The organism is Streptomyces sp. AA4, from assembly GCF_000158875.1.
In the GTDB taxonomy this organism is placed as follows: Bacteria; Actinomycetota; Actinomycetes; order Mycobacteriales; family Pseudonocardiaceae; genus Amycolatopsis.
Genome location: NZ_GG657746.1, coordinates 1,997,688 through 2,013,808, shown reverse-complemented (window position 1 = coordinate 2,013,808; position 16,121 = coordinate 1,997,688). Strand labels below are relative to the sequence as shown.

The 16,121-nt window shown below is 66.0% G+C and carries 15 protein-coding genes and 1 pseudogene; 2 read left to right on the top strand and 14 right to left on the bottom strand.

Annotation, left to right across the window (positions count from 1 at the left end; all coding sequences use genetic code 11):
* Nucleotides 1-27 precede the first annotated feature (27 nt).
* The 10 genes from SSMG_RS09470 to SSMG_RS09425 all read right to left on the bottom strand — a co-directional run bounded on the left by SSMG_RS09470 (nt 28) and on the right by SSMG_RS09425 (nt 8,474).
* Nucleotides 28-858 carry a hypothetical protein gene (locus SSMG_RS09470; protein ID WP_009075087.1) on the bottom strand — a complete coding sequence of 277 codons (831 nt, stop codon included), beginning with the start codon at nt 856-858 and terminating at the stop codon, nt 28-30.
* Nucleotides 855-1,142 carry a hypothetical protein gene (locus tag SSMG_RS09465; RefSeq protein ID WP_009075085.1) on the bottom strand — a complete coding sequence of 96 codons (288 nt, stop codon included), beginning with the start codon at nt 1,140-1,142 and terminating at the stop codon, nt 855-857. The genes SSMG_RS09470 and SSMG_RS09465 overlap by 4 nt, the downstream gene beginning before the upstream one ends.
* Before the next feature lie 200 nt (nt 1,143-1,342).
* Complete coding sequence (locus tag SSMG_RS09460; RefSeq protein ID WP_037713099.1) at nt 1,343-2,599, bottom strand: site-specific integrase; 1,257 nt, start codon at nt 2,597-2,599, stop codon at nt 1,343-1,345.
* A 22-nt stretch (nt 2,600-2,621) separates the two neighbouring features.
* Nucleotides 2,622-2,837: a helix-turn-helix domain-containing protein gene (locus tag SSMG_RS09455; RefSeq protein WP_037713098.1), complete on the bottom strand. Its 216-nt coding sequence runs from the start codon at nt 2,835-2,837 to the stop codon at nt 2,622-2,624.
* Nucleotides 2,838-2,854: 17 nt separating this feature from the next.
* Complete coding sequence (locus SSMG_RS09450) at nt 2,855-4,513, bottom strand: replication initiator (protein ID WP_009075082.1); 1,659 nt, start codon at nt 4,511-4,513, stop codon at nt 2,855-2,857.
* Entirely contained in the window at nt 4,510-4,896 is a 387-nt protein-coding gene (locus SSMG_RS09445; RefSeq protein WP_037713094.1) for a hypothetical protein, read from the bottom strand. The genes SSMG_RS09450 and SSMG_RS09445 overlap by 4 nt, the downstream gene beginning before the upstream one ends.
* Complete coding sequence (locus tag SSMG_RS09440) at nt 4,893-6,470, bottom strand: FtsK/SpoIIIE domain-containing protein (RefSeq protein WP_009075080.1); 1,578 nt, start codon at nt 6,468-6,470, stop codon at nt 4,893-4,895. Before SSMG_RS09440 ends, SSMG_RS09445 begins: the two co-directional genes overlap by 4 nt.
* 321 nt (nt 6,471-6,791) lie before the next feature.
* Entirely contained in the window at nt 6,792-7,718 is a 927-nt protein-coding gene (locus SSMG_RS42290) for a Scr1 family TA system antitoxin-like transcriptional regulator (protein WP_009075078.1), read from the bottom strand.
* Entirely contained in the window at nt 7,719-8,165 is a 447-nt protein-coding gene (locus SSMG_RS09430; protein WP_009075076.1) for a hypothetical protein, read from the bottom strand.
* Between the two features lie 36 nt (nt 8,166-8,201).
* Complete coding sequence (locus SSMG_RS09425; protein WP_037713092.1) at nt 8,202-8,474, bottom strand: hypothetical protein; 273 nt, start codon at nt 8,472-8,474, stop codon at nt 8,202-8,204.
* A gap of 156 nt (nt 8,475-8,630) precedes the next feature.
* On the opposite strand from SSMG_RS09425, the gene SSMG_RS09420 reads away from it, so the two are divergent.
* On the top strand, nt 8,631-8,930 hold the full coding sequence (locus SSMG_RS09420) for a MafI family immunity protein (RefSeq protein ID WP_037713091.1): 300 nt from the start codon (nt 8,631-8,633) through the stop codon (nt 8,928-8,930).
* 6 nt (nt 8,931-8,936) lie between these two features.
* On the opposite strand, the gene SSMG_RS09415 is transcribed toward SSMG_RS09420, so the two are convergent.
* The 4 genes from SSMG_RS09415 to SSMG_RS09405 all read right to left on the bottom strand — a co-directional run bounded on the left by SSMG_RS09415 (nt 8,937) and on the right by SSMG_RS09405 (nt 13,953).
* Nucleotides 8,937-9,497 carry a flavoprotein gene (locus SSMG_RS09415; protein WP_009075074.1) on the bottom strand — a complete coding sequence of 187 codons (561 nt, stop codon included), beginning with the start codon at nt 9,495-9,497 and terminating at the stop codon, nt 8,937-8,939.
* Nucleotides 9,498-9,501: 4 nt separating this feature from the next.
* The gene (locus tag SSMG_RS09410) at nt 9,502-10,740 is read right to left on the bottom strand and encodes a helix-turn-helix domain-containing protein (RefSeq protein WP_037713089.1); all 1,239 of its coding nucleotides are present in this window, start codon (nt 10,738-10,740) and stop codon (nt 9,502-9,504) included.
* Nucleotides 10,741-10,813: 73 nt separating this feature from the next.
* Nucleotides 10,814-12,172 carry an SIR2 family protein gene (locus tag SSMG_RS43305; RefSeq protein ID WP_009075070.1) on the bottom strand — a complete coding sequence of 453 codons (1,359 nt, stop codon included), beginning with the start codon at nt 12,170-12,172 and terminating at the stop codon, nt 10,814-10,816.
* 881 nt (nt 12,173-13,053) lie between these two features.
* Complete coding sequence (locus SSMG_RS09405) at nt 13,054-13,953, bottom strand: Scr1 family TA system antitoxin-like transcriptional regulator (RefSeq protein ID WP_009075068.1); 900 nt, start codon at nt 13,951-13,953, stop codon at nt 13,054-13,056.
* Between the two features lie 365 nt (nt 13,954-14,318).
* Here SSMG_RS09405 and edd point away from each other — a divergent pair.
* A pseudogene (gene edd / locus SSMG_RS09400) lies at nt 14,319-16,121 on the top strand (phosphogluconate dehydratase); the annotation flags it as partial.

The following is a 16,121-nucleotide window of genomic DNA, read 5'->3' as shown; positions in this document are numbered from 1 at the left end:
CTGCCTTGCGCTGCTGGATTTCCGGGGTCAGCCCACGAATCGCAGGTCGGAGATCGCGCCGCTCGACACGAGCATCACGTAGAAGTCGGTCAGCACGAGCGTGCCGAGCGTCGTCCACGCGAGGGTCATGTGCCGGGTGTTGAGCTTCGTGACCTGCGTCCAGATCCAGTACCGGACGGGATGTTTCGAGAAATGCTTGAGCCGCCCGCCGGTGACGTGCCGGCACGAGTGGCAGGAGAGCGTGTACGCCCACAGCAGCACGACGTTCAGCACGAGAATCACGTTGCCGAGCCCGAAGCCGAACCCGGTGGGACTCTGGAAGGCGACGATGGCGTCGTAGGTGTTGACGAGCGAGACGACGCACGCGACGTAGAAGAAGTACCGGTGCACGTTCTGCACGATCAGCGGCAGCCGCGTCTCGCCGGTGTAGCGCGCGTGCGGTTCGGCGACCGCGCAGGCCGGCGGGGAAAACCACACCGAGCGGTAGTAGGCCTTGCGGTAGTAGTAGCAGGTCAACCGGAACCCGAGCAGGAACGGCAGCACGAGCACGCCGAGCGGCAGCCAGGACGGCATCTCGCCGAACCAGTGCCCGAAGTGGCTCGAGCCCGGAACGCAGGACGTGGAGACGCAGGGCGAGTAGAACGGCGTCAGGTAGTGGTATTCGGGCACCCAGTAGGCGGTGCGCACGAATGCCCGGACAGTCGCGTAAACGACGAAGGTGGCCAGCCCCAGCACAGTGAGCAGGGGCGACAGCCACCACCGGTCGGTGCGCAGTGTCCGGGCGGCGAGCCGCGCCCGCCCCGGCGCCCGGACGCCGGTACGGGCGCTGCTGACGTCGTTGTCAGCGGGCGCGCTCACCGCTGGTCGCGCTTGTAGCCACCGACACCTTCGTCGTCGGCGCCGCTCCACAGCGCCGGATCGTAGGGAGTGTCGGGGACAGGCACACGTTCGACGGCCTTCGCCTGCGCGGGCACAGCGGGCGGGTGCCCGTCCAGATCAGCGGTGTCGATGTCGAGCCGCTCGACGTCGTTGGCCAGCCGGCGCACCGCGGACGCGTCGCCGTAGCGCGATCGCAATGCGCCCACGCACTGCCGCAACTGGCCGATGGTGCGCCGAAGTTCGGCGATCTCTGTGGTGGACATCGGAAGCCTCCCTGGTGGTGGGGCCGGCAGTTCGGGTGACGATCAACGCCGCCACGTACGACTCTGCCTCGCGCGGTGCACTGTGACAAGTAGCACATTTACCAGAAGGAAGCATCCTGTACCGGTTGACCTGGGGATTTATGACTAGATAGGGGCCGAAAGTGGGGTCCAGGACGTCACCAGGACGTCAGCCGAACAACTCAAGCTGCCGACGCGAGATCGCTCGACGGCCGGAACACGCTGTCGATCGCCGCGCGCGCCCGCTCGTAACTCGTCTCCATGAGGTGGGTATAGACACGGAGAGTGAACGCTTCGCTGGAGTGCCCGAGGTATGCGGAGAGTTCTTTGATACTCACCCCGCGTGACAGCATCAGCGAGGCGAACAGGTGCCGGAGCGCGTGCATGCCGTCCCGGTCATTGACATAGGCCAGCCCGGCGGCGACGAACGCGGGCAGCCACACGCCCATGTGAAACGACTGGTTCTTGTACGGCACACCGCTCGGCTTGGTCATGAGCAGATTGACCGTCTCGTAAGCCTGCCCGTCCCGCTCGCCCCACGGCAACGTGACCGCGACGGGCGGATACCTCTCGATATAGGCGTCGATCTTCTCCAGCAGCCCGTATCCGAGCGGGATCTCCCGTACCTTCCGCCCCTTCGGAAGCTTGAACTTCTGCACGCCCTTGACCATCACGAGCTGCCGCGTGCACCGGTAGATCATCTTCTTCCGGTCGATGTTGTCCGGGCTGAACGCCAGCACCTCACCCGGCCGCAGGCCGAGGCCCGCACCGAGGAAGACCGCTGGCTTGAACCGGTCCTCGACGGCTTCCTCCAGGGCGTGCACCCGCTTCTCCGGCCAGACCTGCACCTCCTTGGTCGTCGCCTTCGGCCGAGGGATGGTCGCCTTCTTGAGCGGGTTGGACCGCATTTTCTCGTCGACCACCGCAGCGTCCCAAATGGACAGCACGAGGTCGAACACCTGACGCTGGTAGGTGCCCGACAGCTTCCGCTCCTCGTCGTTGAGCCACGCCAACCACTTCCGGGCAAGATCAGAACTCTCGCACATGTCGAGACTCCGCTCCCCGAAGAACGGAAACACGTACTTCTCCAGCTGCGTAGTCATGGTGTTCAACGACGACTCGCCAAGCGGACGGCTTTTCAGAACTTGCGTGGCATAGGTCCGGAACTTCTCCCTGCCCGCGCTCGAATCCCGGTACACCCCCGCGTAAAGCTCGTTCTCGATCTTGGTCTTGAACTCCTTCGCCGCACCGAGCTTCTTGTCCGGGAACGACCGGGATGCCTCCGACTTGTCCGGCTTGACCCAGCGCACCTTGTACCGCATGCCTTTCCCATAATCCGCGGTGCGCTCTTGAACCGGCTTCTTCTTGTCGTTGAGCACGACTTCCCCGGTTTCGGGATCGACCTTGTCCCGAAACCAGCGATCTTCGATGTGTGCCATCAGATTCGCTCCCCCACGTCCCTCATGCGGCAGGCATGGTCTCGGGACCGTCGAGCCATTCCCGAACCGCGTCAGGGTGGTAGCGGACGTGCTTGCCCATCCGCCGCCACGGCGGGCCGTAGTTCTTGTAACGCCAGTCCTTGAGCGTGTCCTCGGGAATGTCGAGGTAGGCGGAGAGATCTTCCGGGGTCCACAGCCCCTCCACACTGACCAGCCGCACACGCGGGTTGTTGTTCATGTCTCCCCCTTCCCAGGTCAGGCAGCCAACGCCGGAATTGCCGAAGTTTCGGGCGGCTCAGGCGGCGGCGATCCGGAGGCAGCTAGCCGAGCCGCTTCGTACTCGGCCTTCCAGGCGCGGCGTTCGGCGATGGCGCGCATCACGAGCTGATCCCGGGGCGGGCAATGCGGGTCGCCAGGATCGACCTTGCGCCATACCAGCTTTTCCGGCGCAGGACGCGGTTTCTCGATCCCCACCGCCGCGAGAGCGGACAGCACGAATCCGACTCGGTCAGCCTTGTGGTCCGCCACGGTCTTGCCCGACCACTTGCGCGAGACCAGCACCCGCCGACCCGGCAGACCGAGCGTGGTCCGCCGATGCGCACGCCCCCGGCAGTGCCCCGGAGTGGTCTTCGCGTTGGCTCCCTTGGGATTGATCCCGTACAGCAGCCACACCGCGCAGCGCGGCGAACACGGGGTGACCGCCAGCTCAGCGTGAAGCCGGTCGTGGTGATCACGCTGCGCCGACGTGTCCGCGTCCACGATTTCACCGGTGGACTTCGTGAGGTACTTGGTCAGATAGCCGATGTGCCGCCCGGCTTCCTCTGTACCGCCGAGGATTCCCTTCGAGTGCACCTGTTCGCCGAACCGCACGACGTGCGCCGGTTCCTCCACTTCGGACACCGCGTCGTCCCACGCCGTCAACGGCTCCTGGGTTTCTGGGTCCACAAAGGAACGAATATCCGGGTCCCACAACGGTTTTCGGTCCCCGCCGTAGATCATGACGTCGTGGTTGGGCCACCACACCTGGTGATAGGTCGCTTCGGTCACGAGCCGGATCACGTCGTGCGAGATCGCTCCCCGCAGCGCGGCATGGAGGTGGGGTGCTGCCCGGCGCTGGGGTTCCACAGTCGCGAAGTACTGCACGTCGAACCCGACCACCCGACGCAGGTTCTGCCACCACCGATCCACCAGCGCGGCGAAGTGCACCGCGTCTCGCGCGGCCCGCCGGTAGTCGTAGCTGGCGGGATCGACCGGGGAGCCGTCCGGACGCACGCGGCCGTAGGTGTCGCAGGTGAGCGTGACGAACATCGACGGCCGGAACCGACCCGCGAACTCCCGCCCCACGGTGGTTTTCGCGACCTTCTTGCGAGGCAGGTTCGGCGCGTCCTGACGGCGCCTGGTCGAGCGCTTCACCGGACGCTTCCCCGGCACGTCGAGGGCCGGAAGCCGACCCGTCATGCCCGACTCGCGCAACTCGGCGTCCACGGTGGACACTTCGGCCCGCAGTTCCTCCGCCTCCGGCTCGTTCCCGGCCGCGACCGCCTCTCGATAGTGCGCGGCCAGATCCGCCCGGTAGGTCAGCAGCTCCCGTTGAGGCTCGGTGGGCTCCGCGCGGGTGATCACGGGTTCTTCGGTCAGGTGCCAACCTTCCCGGCACTGGGCCTGCCGCAGCGCTTTGGCCTTGCGGGCACACGGCAAGCACACCGATTCCACTGTCGAGCCGCACGGCACCGGGACGTAGCGCAGCTCCCCCGTGTCGGTGTCGGCAACCTCCATCGTGAACGGCCGCACGCACACCCCGTGCTGCTCCGCAGTCGCCTTGACCACGTCAGCAGCAAGGGCACCGCGGATTCGCTCCCGACGCGCCCCGGCCGGCATTCCCTGACCAGCGGTTTCCTGTGCAGAGGTCGTCATGCCGCCTCCTCCCCCGCGCGCGCCCACTCCCGCAGCAGCCACACCGGCATGTCCTGATCCGTCTGCGGAGGCAGATCGGGAAAGGTGCTCGGGTCGAACGGAACTCCGCCGTAAACCCGGACCGGGATGCCGCACGGCGTCCGTCCAGTCAGCTCCAGTTGCACCCGCGCACCATCCGGCGTGCGCCACAGGCTCACCCGCGCCCCATCGAGCGTCGCCGCCCAGGTAGCCAATCCCGCCACGACGCCAGGCAAGGTGTCGGTGTCGAGAGCCACGGTGACCGGCGCGGCCCAGGTGGTGACCTCCACCGAGCAAGCCGGAGGCAACGCATGCGAATCGAGGTGATCCCGGATCGCATCGAGGAAGACCATCAGCCGGTTCATGCCGTCCCCCTTTCGCTGCTGCCACAACGGTTGTGGGCGAGGTCGATCACCTGTGCCCCGCCGTTGGTGACGTAGTCCTCCAGCGCCTTCACCGTCGCGTCCGACACCCAGCCCGCGCGGACCCGCAGGGGTTCGCGGATGCCCTCGCCCCACACGTAGCCCACGCCCGGAGTGGACTCGGGGATGCGGTTGGCCCAAGCCCCGCGCTCGTACGCGCCGTCGCCCAGCACCATCGACACCTGAGACTTCGAGGTCACGCGCAGGCACACTCGGCGAGTGAACAGCTCCCGCACCGGAACGGTTTCCTTCGTCGGGTCCTGCACATAGCCGCGCACCGAAATCAGCGCAGCCCGCCCTTGGGTGTTGAGCACCGAGACGTGTTCGGTGATCGCGTCGCGGGTCTTGCGGTCGGTGTAGCGCGTCAGCGCCGCCAACTCGTCGAACTCCAACAGCTCCAACGGAAACTCTTGCGAGAGCGGCACTTCCCGGGTCTGCCCGGCGAACGCACGCTTGCGCCGCTCCAGCTCGTCCCGCAGCGCCTCCAGCACCTCCAGCGCTTCCGCGCCCGACACCGCGTAGCGGGAGAAGATCCCGCGCCCATACGCGAGTTCCATGCCCTTCGGGTCCACACCGGACACCCGCACCAACCCCGAGCGAATCGCCGGAGCAGCCGACACCAGCGGCGACCACATCACCGAGTTCTTCCCCGCACCCGACGCACCCGCCACGAGGATGTGCGCACCGCCGCCGAGCAAGGGCAGCCGCCAAGCCGTCCCGTATTCCGTGGAACCGGCGAACACCCGCCGCAGATCCACCGCCGACGCCTCGGCCACCTCCTGCAGCGGTAGGCAGGACACGGCCGAGGCCAGCAGGTCCCGGCGCATGAAGTCCACCGACACCACATCCGGCGAGATCTCCCGCACCTGCACCCGCGTGACCCGCCGAGCCGTCGCCAGCGCACGGGTGGCCTCGCCGAAGTCCTCCGGGGTCTGGCCCGGCACGAGCCGTACGCGCACCTCATCCCACGAGGGGCCGGAGCGGACCCCCAGCACGCGCGGGAAGGCCACACCCGCGTCACGCCGAGACTGGGCCGCCACTTCGCGCTTGCGCCGCCGCGAGACGAGGTTCACGGTCACGTCCACCGGGATCGCTTCGTCGCGCACCGTCAGGCCGCAGGCATGCAGCCAGCCCGGGAGCTTGCGCCCGTAGACAGCCCAGCGCAGCCACCAGGCACGCACCCAGCGACCGCACCACTGCTCGAATCCCACCGGCCAGCCCAGCCGCCACACGAGCGCTACCAGGCCGACCGAGCCTGCCGTGATCGCCAGCGAAGGCCAGCCGAGCCAGTGCCACCACACGCCGAGAGCGAGCACGGCGAGGCAGGTGCGCCAGTGCGTGGCCAGTTGCCGAACAATCCAGCCGCCCACACGCACGAGGCCCCACAGGGCCAGGCCGAGGAACGCCAATGCGGCCAGGGTTTCCGCGATCGCCGCGAAGGCCCGGCCGAGTTTGGCCAGCACCCACACCAGCACCGCCAGGCCCGCACCGCCGACAATCACCGCTACCGCGTTCATCGACGCTCACCGCCCTCAGCCGCGGCGAGGTCAAGCGGCAGCATTCCTTGACATGCCGCGCACTTCGTCTCGCCCCGCACGAGACGGGCGAACTTCTTGCATGCGGCGCAACGCATCCGGGTGACCCCAGTTGACGCACGCCGTCCAGAACCGGTTATGTTCGTCATTGTTCACTTCCCAGTGGACAGCGCAGAACCGGTGAAGGTTGGTCGCCAGAGGCCGGTTCTGCGTTTATACGGAACAATTCCGCCCATTCAAGGGCGCGTTGAACACAGCACACGTCGCCGTGCGCTTTTTTCAGTACTCCCGCTCGGTTTTCGGCTAGTCGGTGGTCGATTCGTCGGCGGTTGGTTCCTCGCCAGTCAGGAGCCGGTTCAGCCCGGCGTCAGTCGCCCGCCGCTGCGCCTTCACCTCTTTCAGGAGCTGATCGACCACCACCGACAAGCGCGCCAGCGATTCCGCCGGAGACAACGCCGCCGCCCTCAACCGTCCGATCGTCACTTCATACGAGGCCGCTTCCTTCCCGACCAGGAACACGCCCATCGCGCGATGCGGGCAGTACACGACGTCCGAGGTGTCCTTGAGCGCGTACCGGCTGAACGCCTCCTCCGTCACCGCCTGACTCGGAGCCAGCCGGATCGTCATCGTCCGCGACAGCCCGACCAAATCCTTGAGGAACCGCGTCTGCCGCAACATCACCTCGGCATCCCCGAAATGATTCCGCAATGCCTCCGAGCCGATGAACATCTCCGCCTTCACCGCGCCCGCACCGAACAGAATCCGGTTGCGATCCATCCGGCTCTCGACCACCTGGTCCAGCTTCTGCTTGTCCCGCAGGTCCGGGCCAAAGACAAGCCGCGCGTAATCCGGGACCTGCAACAGATCCGGAATCAACAGCGGAGCCCATACCGTCACGGCCGTCGCGACCCGCTCGTGCGCGATCAACGTCGTGTAGTGCGCCGGGTCAGCCTGCGACCCCACCGACGACCAGCTCGGCCCTGTCACGCCCCGGGCCAGCAGCATGATCCAGGCTTTCCGCTCCCCCGTCACGCCAAGCGCACCGAGCACGTTCGACACCTCTTCCGGGGTCGGGACCCGCTGACCGAGTTCCCAGTTCGACAACAACGCCGGGTTCACCCCGATCCGCCGTCCCAGCTCCCGCAACCCGAACCGCGCCTCGATCCGGGCATCCCGCAACGCCGCACCCAGGCCGCGCGCTCGCGGGCTCGCCATATCCGTCCCACGCATCTACGCCGCCTTGCTGTCACCAGTTGCAGACGCAGACCGCGACGGCTTCGCCGCAGCAGCCTTGAAGCCGGTCGCCCGGAACACATACGTCTGGTACTTGAACTCGCCCTGACCGCCGACACGCGGCTCAGCCGTGAGCCCCTCCAGCTCGATCGGCCGCATCCCCGGCAACGCCTCCGACGTCGTCGGCACGGGCTGCACGTCCGCCAAGAACGTCACCTCGAACGACGCCCGCTTCGCCCGCGTCTCGCCCGGGTCCGTCACCGCAGCCCTCCACTGCCGCTTGCCAGTCACCTCGTCAATGCGCTGGCGTACGGGCCGACCCGCCGCGCGATCCTCCCGAGACTGATACTCGTTGTCCGGAATCACTTCGCCCACCATCACAAGCCCCTGCGGGAACGCGTCGTCGAAGTCGATCGCAAACCGGTGTCCCTTTTCGATAGCCATGCTGAATTTCCCTTTGCTGCTCTGGTTTTTGTGCGCTCAGTCGCGCTCTTCCGGCCACTGGTCGCCGAGAGGGGAGGAGTAGGTGCGAGTACGGTTCTGCGTCTCGCACCACTCGCCGAACTCGCCAGCGGCCACCGAGAGACTCCGCGCAAACCGCGCGGTGTCCATCAGGCCGCCGATCCGAGCCGGTACCTGGATCACGATCGCGGTCTCATCGCCCCCGGCCACCAGCTGGCGAACCCCAGGGGAAGGCGACACGACGGCAGCGCCGTATCCGACGAGGGGCTGGATCACCACGTGAATGCCCATGTGCTCTCCCGATGTCTCGGCTTCCGCACGCCCGATTTGGCGCGCTGGGATCAGGAGACACCCGGGTAAGGCAGATCACCCGGACAAACTGTCCGGGTAGGTTCGCGCAGGTCAAAACTGCGTGCTCGGCACCGCCGGAGCAATCAGAATGACCCCGTGACCGAAGACCGCGCGACCCTCTACGCCAGCTGGAACCGCACTCGCCGACACCTGGCCGCGGCACGGGCCGACATCAGCGACCAGCCGGACGTCGACCTCTCGATCGCAGACGACTTCATCCAGCACAACGAACTCGGCTTGGCGTTCGACTGCTTGGTCGAGATCGGCGACGAGGTGAACGCGCGCGTGGCGTTCTGGCGAGCACTGGACGAGGCAGCGCGTGAAATGGGGCTGTACAAGGAGCCGCAATCAGGTTCGGCCAGGCTCTGTCTAGAACGGTTGGCCGCAGCGGAGTAACCTGCCTCAGCTCTCGACCGGCACAGCCTTCTCGATCGCTGCGAGCATCACCGACCAGGGCAGATCCCGGCCGGGAGCGCTGCGCGGCTCGTGCAGCGGCCAGACGTCGTCACCGTAAAGCAGCTCGACGCCGACCCGCCGCAGGTTCTCGATGTGCATCTCCCAGAACGGCTGACGCGCATGCGCCGCGTTCACGCGCGGGAAGACTACGACCGGCAGGTTGTGCGTGCCAATGGCCTCGTTGACCTGCGTCAACGCCTGATTGTCCGCAATGCCAAGCGACATCTTCGCAACCACGTTCGCCGAGGCCGGCGCGACCAGATAGCAGTCCGGCGCAGGATGCGGACTGCGCTCCGACGGCGACCGCGGCTCGACCCGCACCGGGTAACCCGTCGCTTCCTCGATCTCCGCCAGCGCACCCGACTCAGCCAGCCAGCGCCCAGCCGTCGGGGTCAGCGTCACCGCGACCGTCCACCCCGCAGCCTGAGCAGGTCGGATCAGCTTCGGAAGCAGATCTTCGACCCCGCCCGCGCCGGAGCCGACCAGGCCGAGAACACGCGACGACATCCGCCTACCTCACCGCGCCGCAGCGCTCAGCCAGCGCCAGCAGCGCCGAGGACTTCTTGCCTGCCGAAGCTGGAGCACGCCGATACATCGACCGCACGACCTCACGCACCATCGTGTTGTGCCGGACAACAGTCGGCGCTTTCGTCTCCGCCTCCAGCAACGCGTCAAGCGCTTCGTCGTCCTTCGCGACCAGGCTCAACGCTCGCGCGAAGTCGATCAAGTGTGTGACCTGCCGCTCCACCGGCAGATGCTCGACGTTGACGCGCGGCGCAGACTCGATCACCTGCCCGACGTCGCCGAGATCCAGCGCCGCCGACAGCCGGTGCAGCTCGACGTTGGCCGGTCCGAACCCGGTCTGCCAGTAGTTCGCGTCCACCCCGAGCTGGTCCGCCGCCCGGTCCGCGTGCCCGAGAAGGTCATTCGCCGTCGACCGGTCCTGATGCCGAGCCGCGGCCACCGCAGTCCGGAGGTAAAGCATCCCGTAGAGGCTCAGCGCCGCCGGATCACCTTCGGCCATGCGCGGCAGCAACCACTTGGCCGCGACGTCGCCCAGCTCCAGCGCGTCATCGAAACGACCCACCGCCAGCAGCGCATGCGTCCCCGACCGCGCGGCCGAGGCCAGCACCAGCGGATCATCCGCATCATCAGCGGCCTGCATCGCACGTTCGGCCGCGATCCACGCGAGGTCAGCTTCACCGATCTTGCTCAGCGTGGTCGCGGCCAGGTGGTGAACCCGGGCCGACACCGCCGCGCACGCCCGCTTGTACGTCGCGTCATCCGAGGAAGCGGCCTCCATCGCCTGACTGGTTTTGATCAGCCCAGGCAGCGCCGCGACGACCCGACCGAGTTCGCCGTTCTGATAGCTGGACCAGGTGCCTTCCACCAGCTGCGCAACCGGCGCGGGGTCGATGTACTCGGGCGACATCGCCGAGGAAAACAAGGTCCGGGAGAGCCGACGCGGAGCCATCAGCGCGTCGCGGATAGCCGGGACATCGTCGTTCTTCTCCTGGTCCTCCAGCAAGACCGGTTCGCCGAGCAGGTCGCCGAGCGTCACCCGCAGGGCCTGCGCAACCTCCGCCAGCACGTCCAACCGGCGGATATCCCGCTCGCCGCGCTCGATCTTGCTCAACCAGTCCTCGGTGCGACCCACCAGGTCAGCAAGCACCGCCTGCGACAGACCACGCCGCCGCCGGTAGAAGGCAATACGCTCCCCGATGCTGAGCTGATCACCCGCACCTCGCATACCTCCCAGGTTAACAGCGCACCTGTCGGTCAATCGTGACCGATGCACACCTGGAGGGTCGCACAAGGCACCGTCAGTCGAACACTCCATCTAGAAATGGGGTGTGCATAGGTATCAGGTCCGGACCAGCGTCTCGACTAATCTTAACCGCTTTATCGAATGCGCTTCGGTTTCTACGGCGAAGGTTTCTTGCCGCTCGAACAAAGTCTTCAAGATCATGGATTGATCTTTGAGTGAAGCAAAAGTATGGCGGCACATCCGGATCATCGTCATCCAGCAGAAGTGTTATAAGCGTCGAAACGTAGCCTTCGATGTATGCAGCGTCGTCATAACGGCCGCGATCAATGGCGTTACCCAATAGCTTTTCATAGTTTCGACAGAGTTCAGCAACATGGTGCCTGTCAGAGTACTCACCTGTCGCACGTCTAGCACGAATACGCCCCGTCGCGTCGAGCACTCCATCCAAATAGAAGTGACCGTACAAAACTCCCGGAAGATCAGTGTGATTTATGTCTCGAATTGCACGCCGAGCCGACAGTGATTTCTCGAAGAAGTCTTCAGCCCTGTGGTACACCGAATCCGGCAGATGACAACCATGCTCTACAATCTTTTCCTTCATCTTATGCAGAAAGAAAGTGCCGTCAGTGACAATCTCCTTCATTCCGAACCTTTTAGCCTCCTCAGAAGGAAACGGGCTCACAAAGTAGTTCTTTGGGTTCATCTTGCCCAAATCCTTAGTGAGCGCGGTGTAGATATCCTGGAAATCAGGATCGAGCATCGAATACCCGATGAAGACAACAGGCCGAGTGGCTATGAAGTGGCGAAGAGTGCCACCCAGTGCACTTCCTTTCAGGGATTCCAAGCATTCATTGTAATCTTCACGCGTAGCAACCAAGGAAGATATCACATTAATTGAACCATGAATCTTGTATACCTTGCGGCCCTTGAAATTAATCAAAGCATAGTCATCGCCGGTAACCATTGGTATTGCGCCGCACTCTTCCTCGAAGAACGCGTCCCAGTTCGTCGTTATTATGTCCACAATATAAGGCATCGTGGCCAACTCGCGATGAAACCTGGTGGCCGCACCGAGCAATTGCGGGAAAGACTTAGTGTAGTCGAACCTCTCCCATATCTTCTCGACCAGTCTAACTCGACCGAATTCTCGCTCATAAGCGCTCATCACGTCCGGAAATGAGTCACTCTCAGGAGGAGATTTAAGAGAACTCTTAATATCGGCGTACATAGTCTGCGGAAACACTGCTGGAACTTCAGTACTGACGCCCGCACCCGCAAATATTACGAGGGAGCCGCTATGTGCAGCATCAACTAAATCTTGCGGAAGTTCGAATGGCTTATTTAGTCCGCAAAGCGCGCAGTGGGCGACCGCTTCCGCAGTTTCGGTGTTGATGCTCTCTTCGGTGGAGTCCAATTTTCGCCCCGTGGTCCGCGCCAGTTTTGCTCATCATAACCCCGACAGCGCAGAGATCTGCCGAATTTGGCTCTATGGGATCAAGGCGCGCCGCCTGCGGCGGCGCGCAACCGGTCACCTCGCGTAGGGCGAGACTCGCCGGTGGCTGGGCGGGCCTCCGCTAGCGCTCCGGCCGGCCCGCCCGGCGAGCCCGCCGCAGACTCGCCCGGGGTGCGCACACCGCCACAGGCGGCGCGGAAGGCTTCCCAAAGGCACGACCGGGCAGCCACAGCCTCAGCTCAGCCGCCCACCTCCGGCGTCGGGCCGTCATCCTCGCGCCCGATGATCGAACGCCGCGCCACCGGCCTCAAGGGCGCCTCCGGCGTCGCTGCGCGATGAGCTTCGCTCACCCTTGACCCCGGCACCGCAGCACTCAAGCTGGCAAGGGCGAGAACGACGGATCAGACCACCCGACGCCTCCCGCGGACCCGGTTCGCCACTCCGAGTAGTCAGCCGCCAAACACGGCTAGAGGCCGGTCCGCCGGGCCGCAAACGGGCTCAGACAGACCGGCCTCAGGACGTCTACAGGACGTCAGAGATCCAAACCGGACCAGACCCAACCGGTCCCGACCGACCCGAAAACGCAGGTCAGAGCGTTATCCGAGGGAAAGCCCGCAGGTCTGGAAACCCCCTCGGCAGAAGTAGCACATTTACCAGAGCGGGGCATGTTGTACCTGTTGACCTGGGGTTTTCTCGCCAGATAGGGGCCGAAAGTGGGGTCTGGGCCGTCTCTGGGACGTCAGCCGCGCAAACTCAAGGTGCCTAAGCGCGTTCTGCCGATGAGCGGAACACGCCTGCCGCAGACAGAGAGTCATCCAGCCGTCACCCCACGCGACAGCCCGCTACCCTGCCGGGTCTTCGCCCGCCAAGAGCTTCGTCAAACCCGTCTCGTTCGCCTGCCTCTGGGCGTTCACCTCCTCCTCAAACTCGGCAGCCGCGGCCGACAGGCGTTGCAGTGAATCTTCCGGGGACAGCGCGGACTCCGCCAGCTGCTCGATGGTTCCCACGTAAGGAGCGGCTTCCCGACCGGCCAGGAAGACGCCTGCGCGCTCGTGCGGGAAGTACACGACGTCTGTCGTATCCCGCTGCCGGTACCAGCTGAGGGCTCCCGCCGGCACGGCCTGGCTCGGGGCCAAGCGGATCTTCACCTTCGCCGCGATCTCGATGAGGTACCGCACCTGCCGCAGCATCAGCTCGGCATCTCCGAGGTGATTGCGCAGTGCCTCGGTGCCGATGAACAGCTGCGTCTCGACCGCTTCCTCGCCGAACAGAATCCTCTTGCGGCTCAATCGGTTCTCGACGACCTGCTCCAGGATTTCGTTGTCCCACAGGCTCGGGCCGAACCTCAGCCGCGCGTAGTCGGGGATTTGCAGCAATTCCGGGATCTCCAGCGGAGCCCACACGGTCACCGACGTCGCGTTGCGCTCGTGCCCAGCTACCAGCGCGTAATGGGCCGTGTTCGCCTGCGATCCGGGCATGATCCAGCTCGCCCCGGCGAGTTCGCGCGCCAGCTCCATGATCCGCGTCTTCTGCTCGCCGACCACCCCGAGCGCGCCCAGCACCCCGGCCACGTCTTCCAGCGTCGGGATCTCCCGGCCCAGCTCCCAGCTCGACAGCAGCGCCGGATCCACCCCGACCCAGCGTCCCAGCTCGCGCAGACCGAAGCTCGCCTCGATCCGGGCATTCCGCAATGCCCTGCCCAAAACGCGCTCCCGCGGAGTGGGCGTGTCCGAATCTCGCATCCACCGTCACCTCCAGCCGCGGATAGTGCCTGTTCCACATTGCTAACACCTATGCCTGTCGCCGATCCGTGTCAGCGGCCGCAGACGAGACGGCTTGAACCCATCGTGGGAGCCCTGCAACCTGGCTCGACATCCGGAAACACCTCGGCTTCGGCGACACCAACCGCACGCCCCAGAGCGCCACCGCGCGACCATCCAGCTCGGCGCGTCACCCCATAGGGGGTTTCTGAATCGATTTTGTTTCCGGCAGGTTTTCGGGTTACCGTGTGCACCGTCACGTTCCCGCGACGCCAGCGCCGTCGTCTCGCGAACCCGTCACGAGCCGGGAGCTTGAGATGAGCAGCAGCCCGAACCCGACCGCCGCGGTGCACCGCGTGCTTGCCGACGTCACTGACCGGATCGCCGAGCGCAGTGCGGACACGCGGGCGGCGTACCTCGCCCGCAACGCGGCCGCTTTCGAGGAGGGGCCGGTCCGCCGCGGCCTCGCTTGCAGCAACCTCGCGCACGGATTCGCCGCCATAGACGGCGTCGACAAGCAGGCGCTGCGCCAGTTGCGCGCGCCCGGCGTGGCCATCGTGTCCTCCTACAACGACCTGCTCTCCGCCCACCAGCCGATGCAGGAATACCCGGCGTGGCTGAAGAAATCGGTCCGCGAAGCCGGTGGCGTCGCGCAGTTCGCCGGCGGAGTGCCCGCGATGTGCGACGGCATCACGCAGGGCCGTCCGGGCATGGAATTGTCGCTGTTCAGCCGCGAAGTGATCGCGATGGCGACGGCGATCGCGCTGTCCCACGACATGTTCGACGCGGCGTTGCTGCTGGGCGTGTGCGACAAGATCGTGCCGGGCCTGTTGATCGGCGCGCTGTCGTTCGGGCATCTGCCTGCGGTGCTCGTGCCTGCCGGGCCGATGAATTCTGGCTTGCCCAACAAGGAAAAGGCCCGCGTGCGGCAGCTGTACGCGGAGGGACTCGCGACGCGCGAGGACCTGCTCGACGCGGAGGCGGCGTCGTATCACTCCGCAGGTACGTGCACGTTCTACGGCACCGCCAACTCGAACCAGATGGTGGTCGAGGTGATGGGCCTGCACTTGCCGGGCGCGAGCTTCGTGCCGCCGAACACGCCGTTGCGCCGCGCGCTCACCGAAGAGGCCGGCCGACGCGTCGTCGAGCTGTCGCGAGGCGAGGCGTACACGCCGATTTCGCAGGTGCTGGACGAAAAAGCCTTCGTGAACGGCATCGTCGCACTGCTGGCCACCGGCGGGTCGACGAACCACACGATGCACCTGGTGGCGATCGCCGCGGCGGCGGGGATTCAGCTGAGCTGGGACGATTTCTCGGATCTGTCCGCGGTCGTGCCGCTGCTGGCGCGCGTGTACCCCAACGGCAGCGCGGACATCAACCACTTCCACGCGGCCGGCGGCATTCAGTTCCTCGTCGGCACGCTGCTCGACGCGGGGCTGCTGCACGAGGACGTGCAGACCATCGCGGGTCCCGGTCTGCGCCGGTACACGCAGGAGCCCATCTTGTCGGACGGCGAGCTGGTGTGGCGGGACGTGCCGACACGCAGCCTCGACGAAGAGGTGCTGCGTCCGGTGTGGCGGCCGTTCGCGCCGGACGGCGGGCTGCGGATAGTGGAAGGCAATTTGGGCCGGGCGGTCACGAAGGTGTCGGCAGTCGCTCCGGAGCACCGTGTGGTGGAGGCGCCGGCGCGAGTGTTCACGTCGCAGGAGGCGTTCCGGGTCGCGTTCGAGGCCGGCGAGCTGGACCGCGACGTGGTCGTGGTGCTGCGCCAGCAGGGTCCGCAGGCGAACGGCATGCCGGAGCTGCACGGTCTGACCCCGGCGCTGGGCGTGTTGATGGACCGGGGTTTCCGGGTCGCGCTGCTCACCGACGGCCGGATGTCGGGTGCGTCGGGCAAGGTCCCGGCCGCGATTCAGGTGACGCCGGAGGCCGCGGTGGGCGGGCCGATCGCCCGGATCGCCGACGGCGACGTGATCCGGTTCGACGCCCGGTCCGGATCGCTGGACGTGCTGGTCGCGGACGACGAACTGGCCGGCCGGAACCTCGTGGACGCCCCGCCGTCGGAGGCCGCGTGGAGCGGGACCGGGCGGGAGCTGTTCGGGGCGTTGCGGCGCGCGGTCGGCCCGGCTGACCAGGGCGCGAGCGTGTTC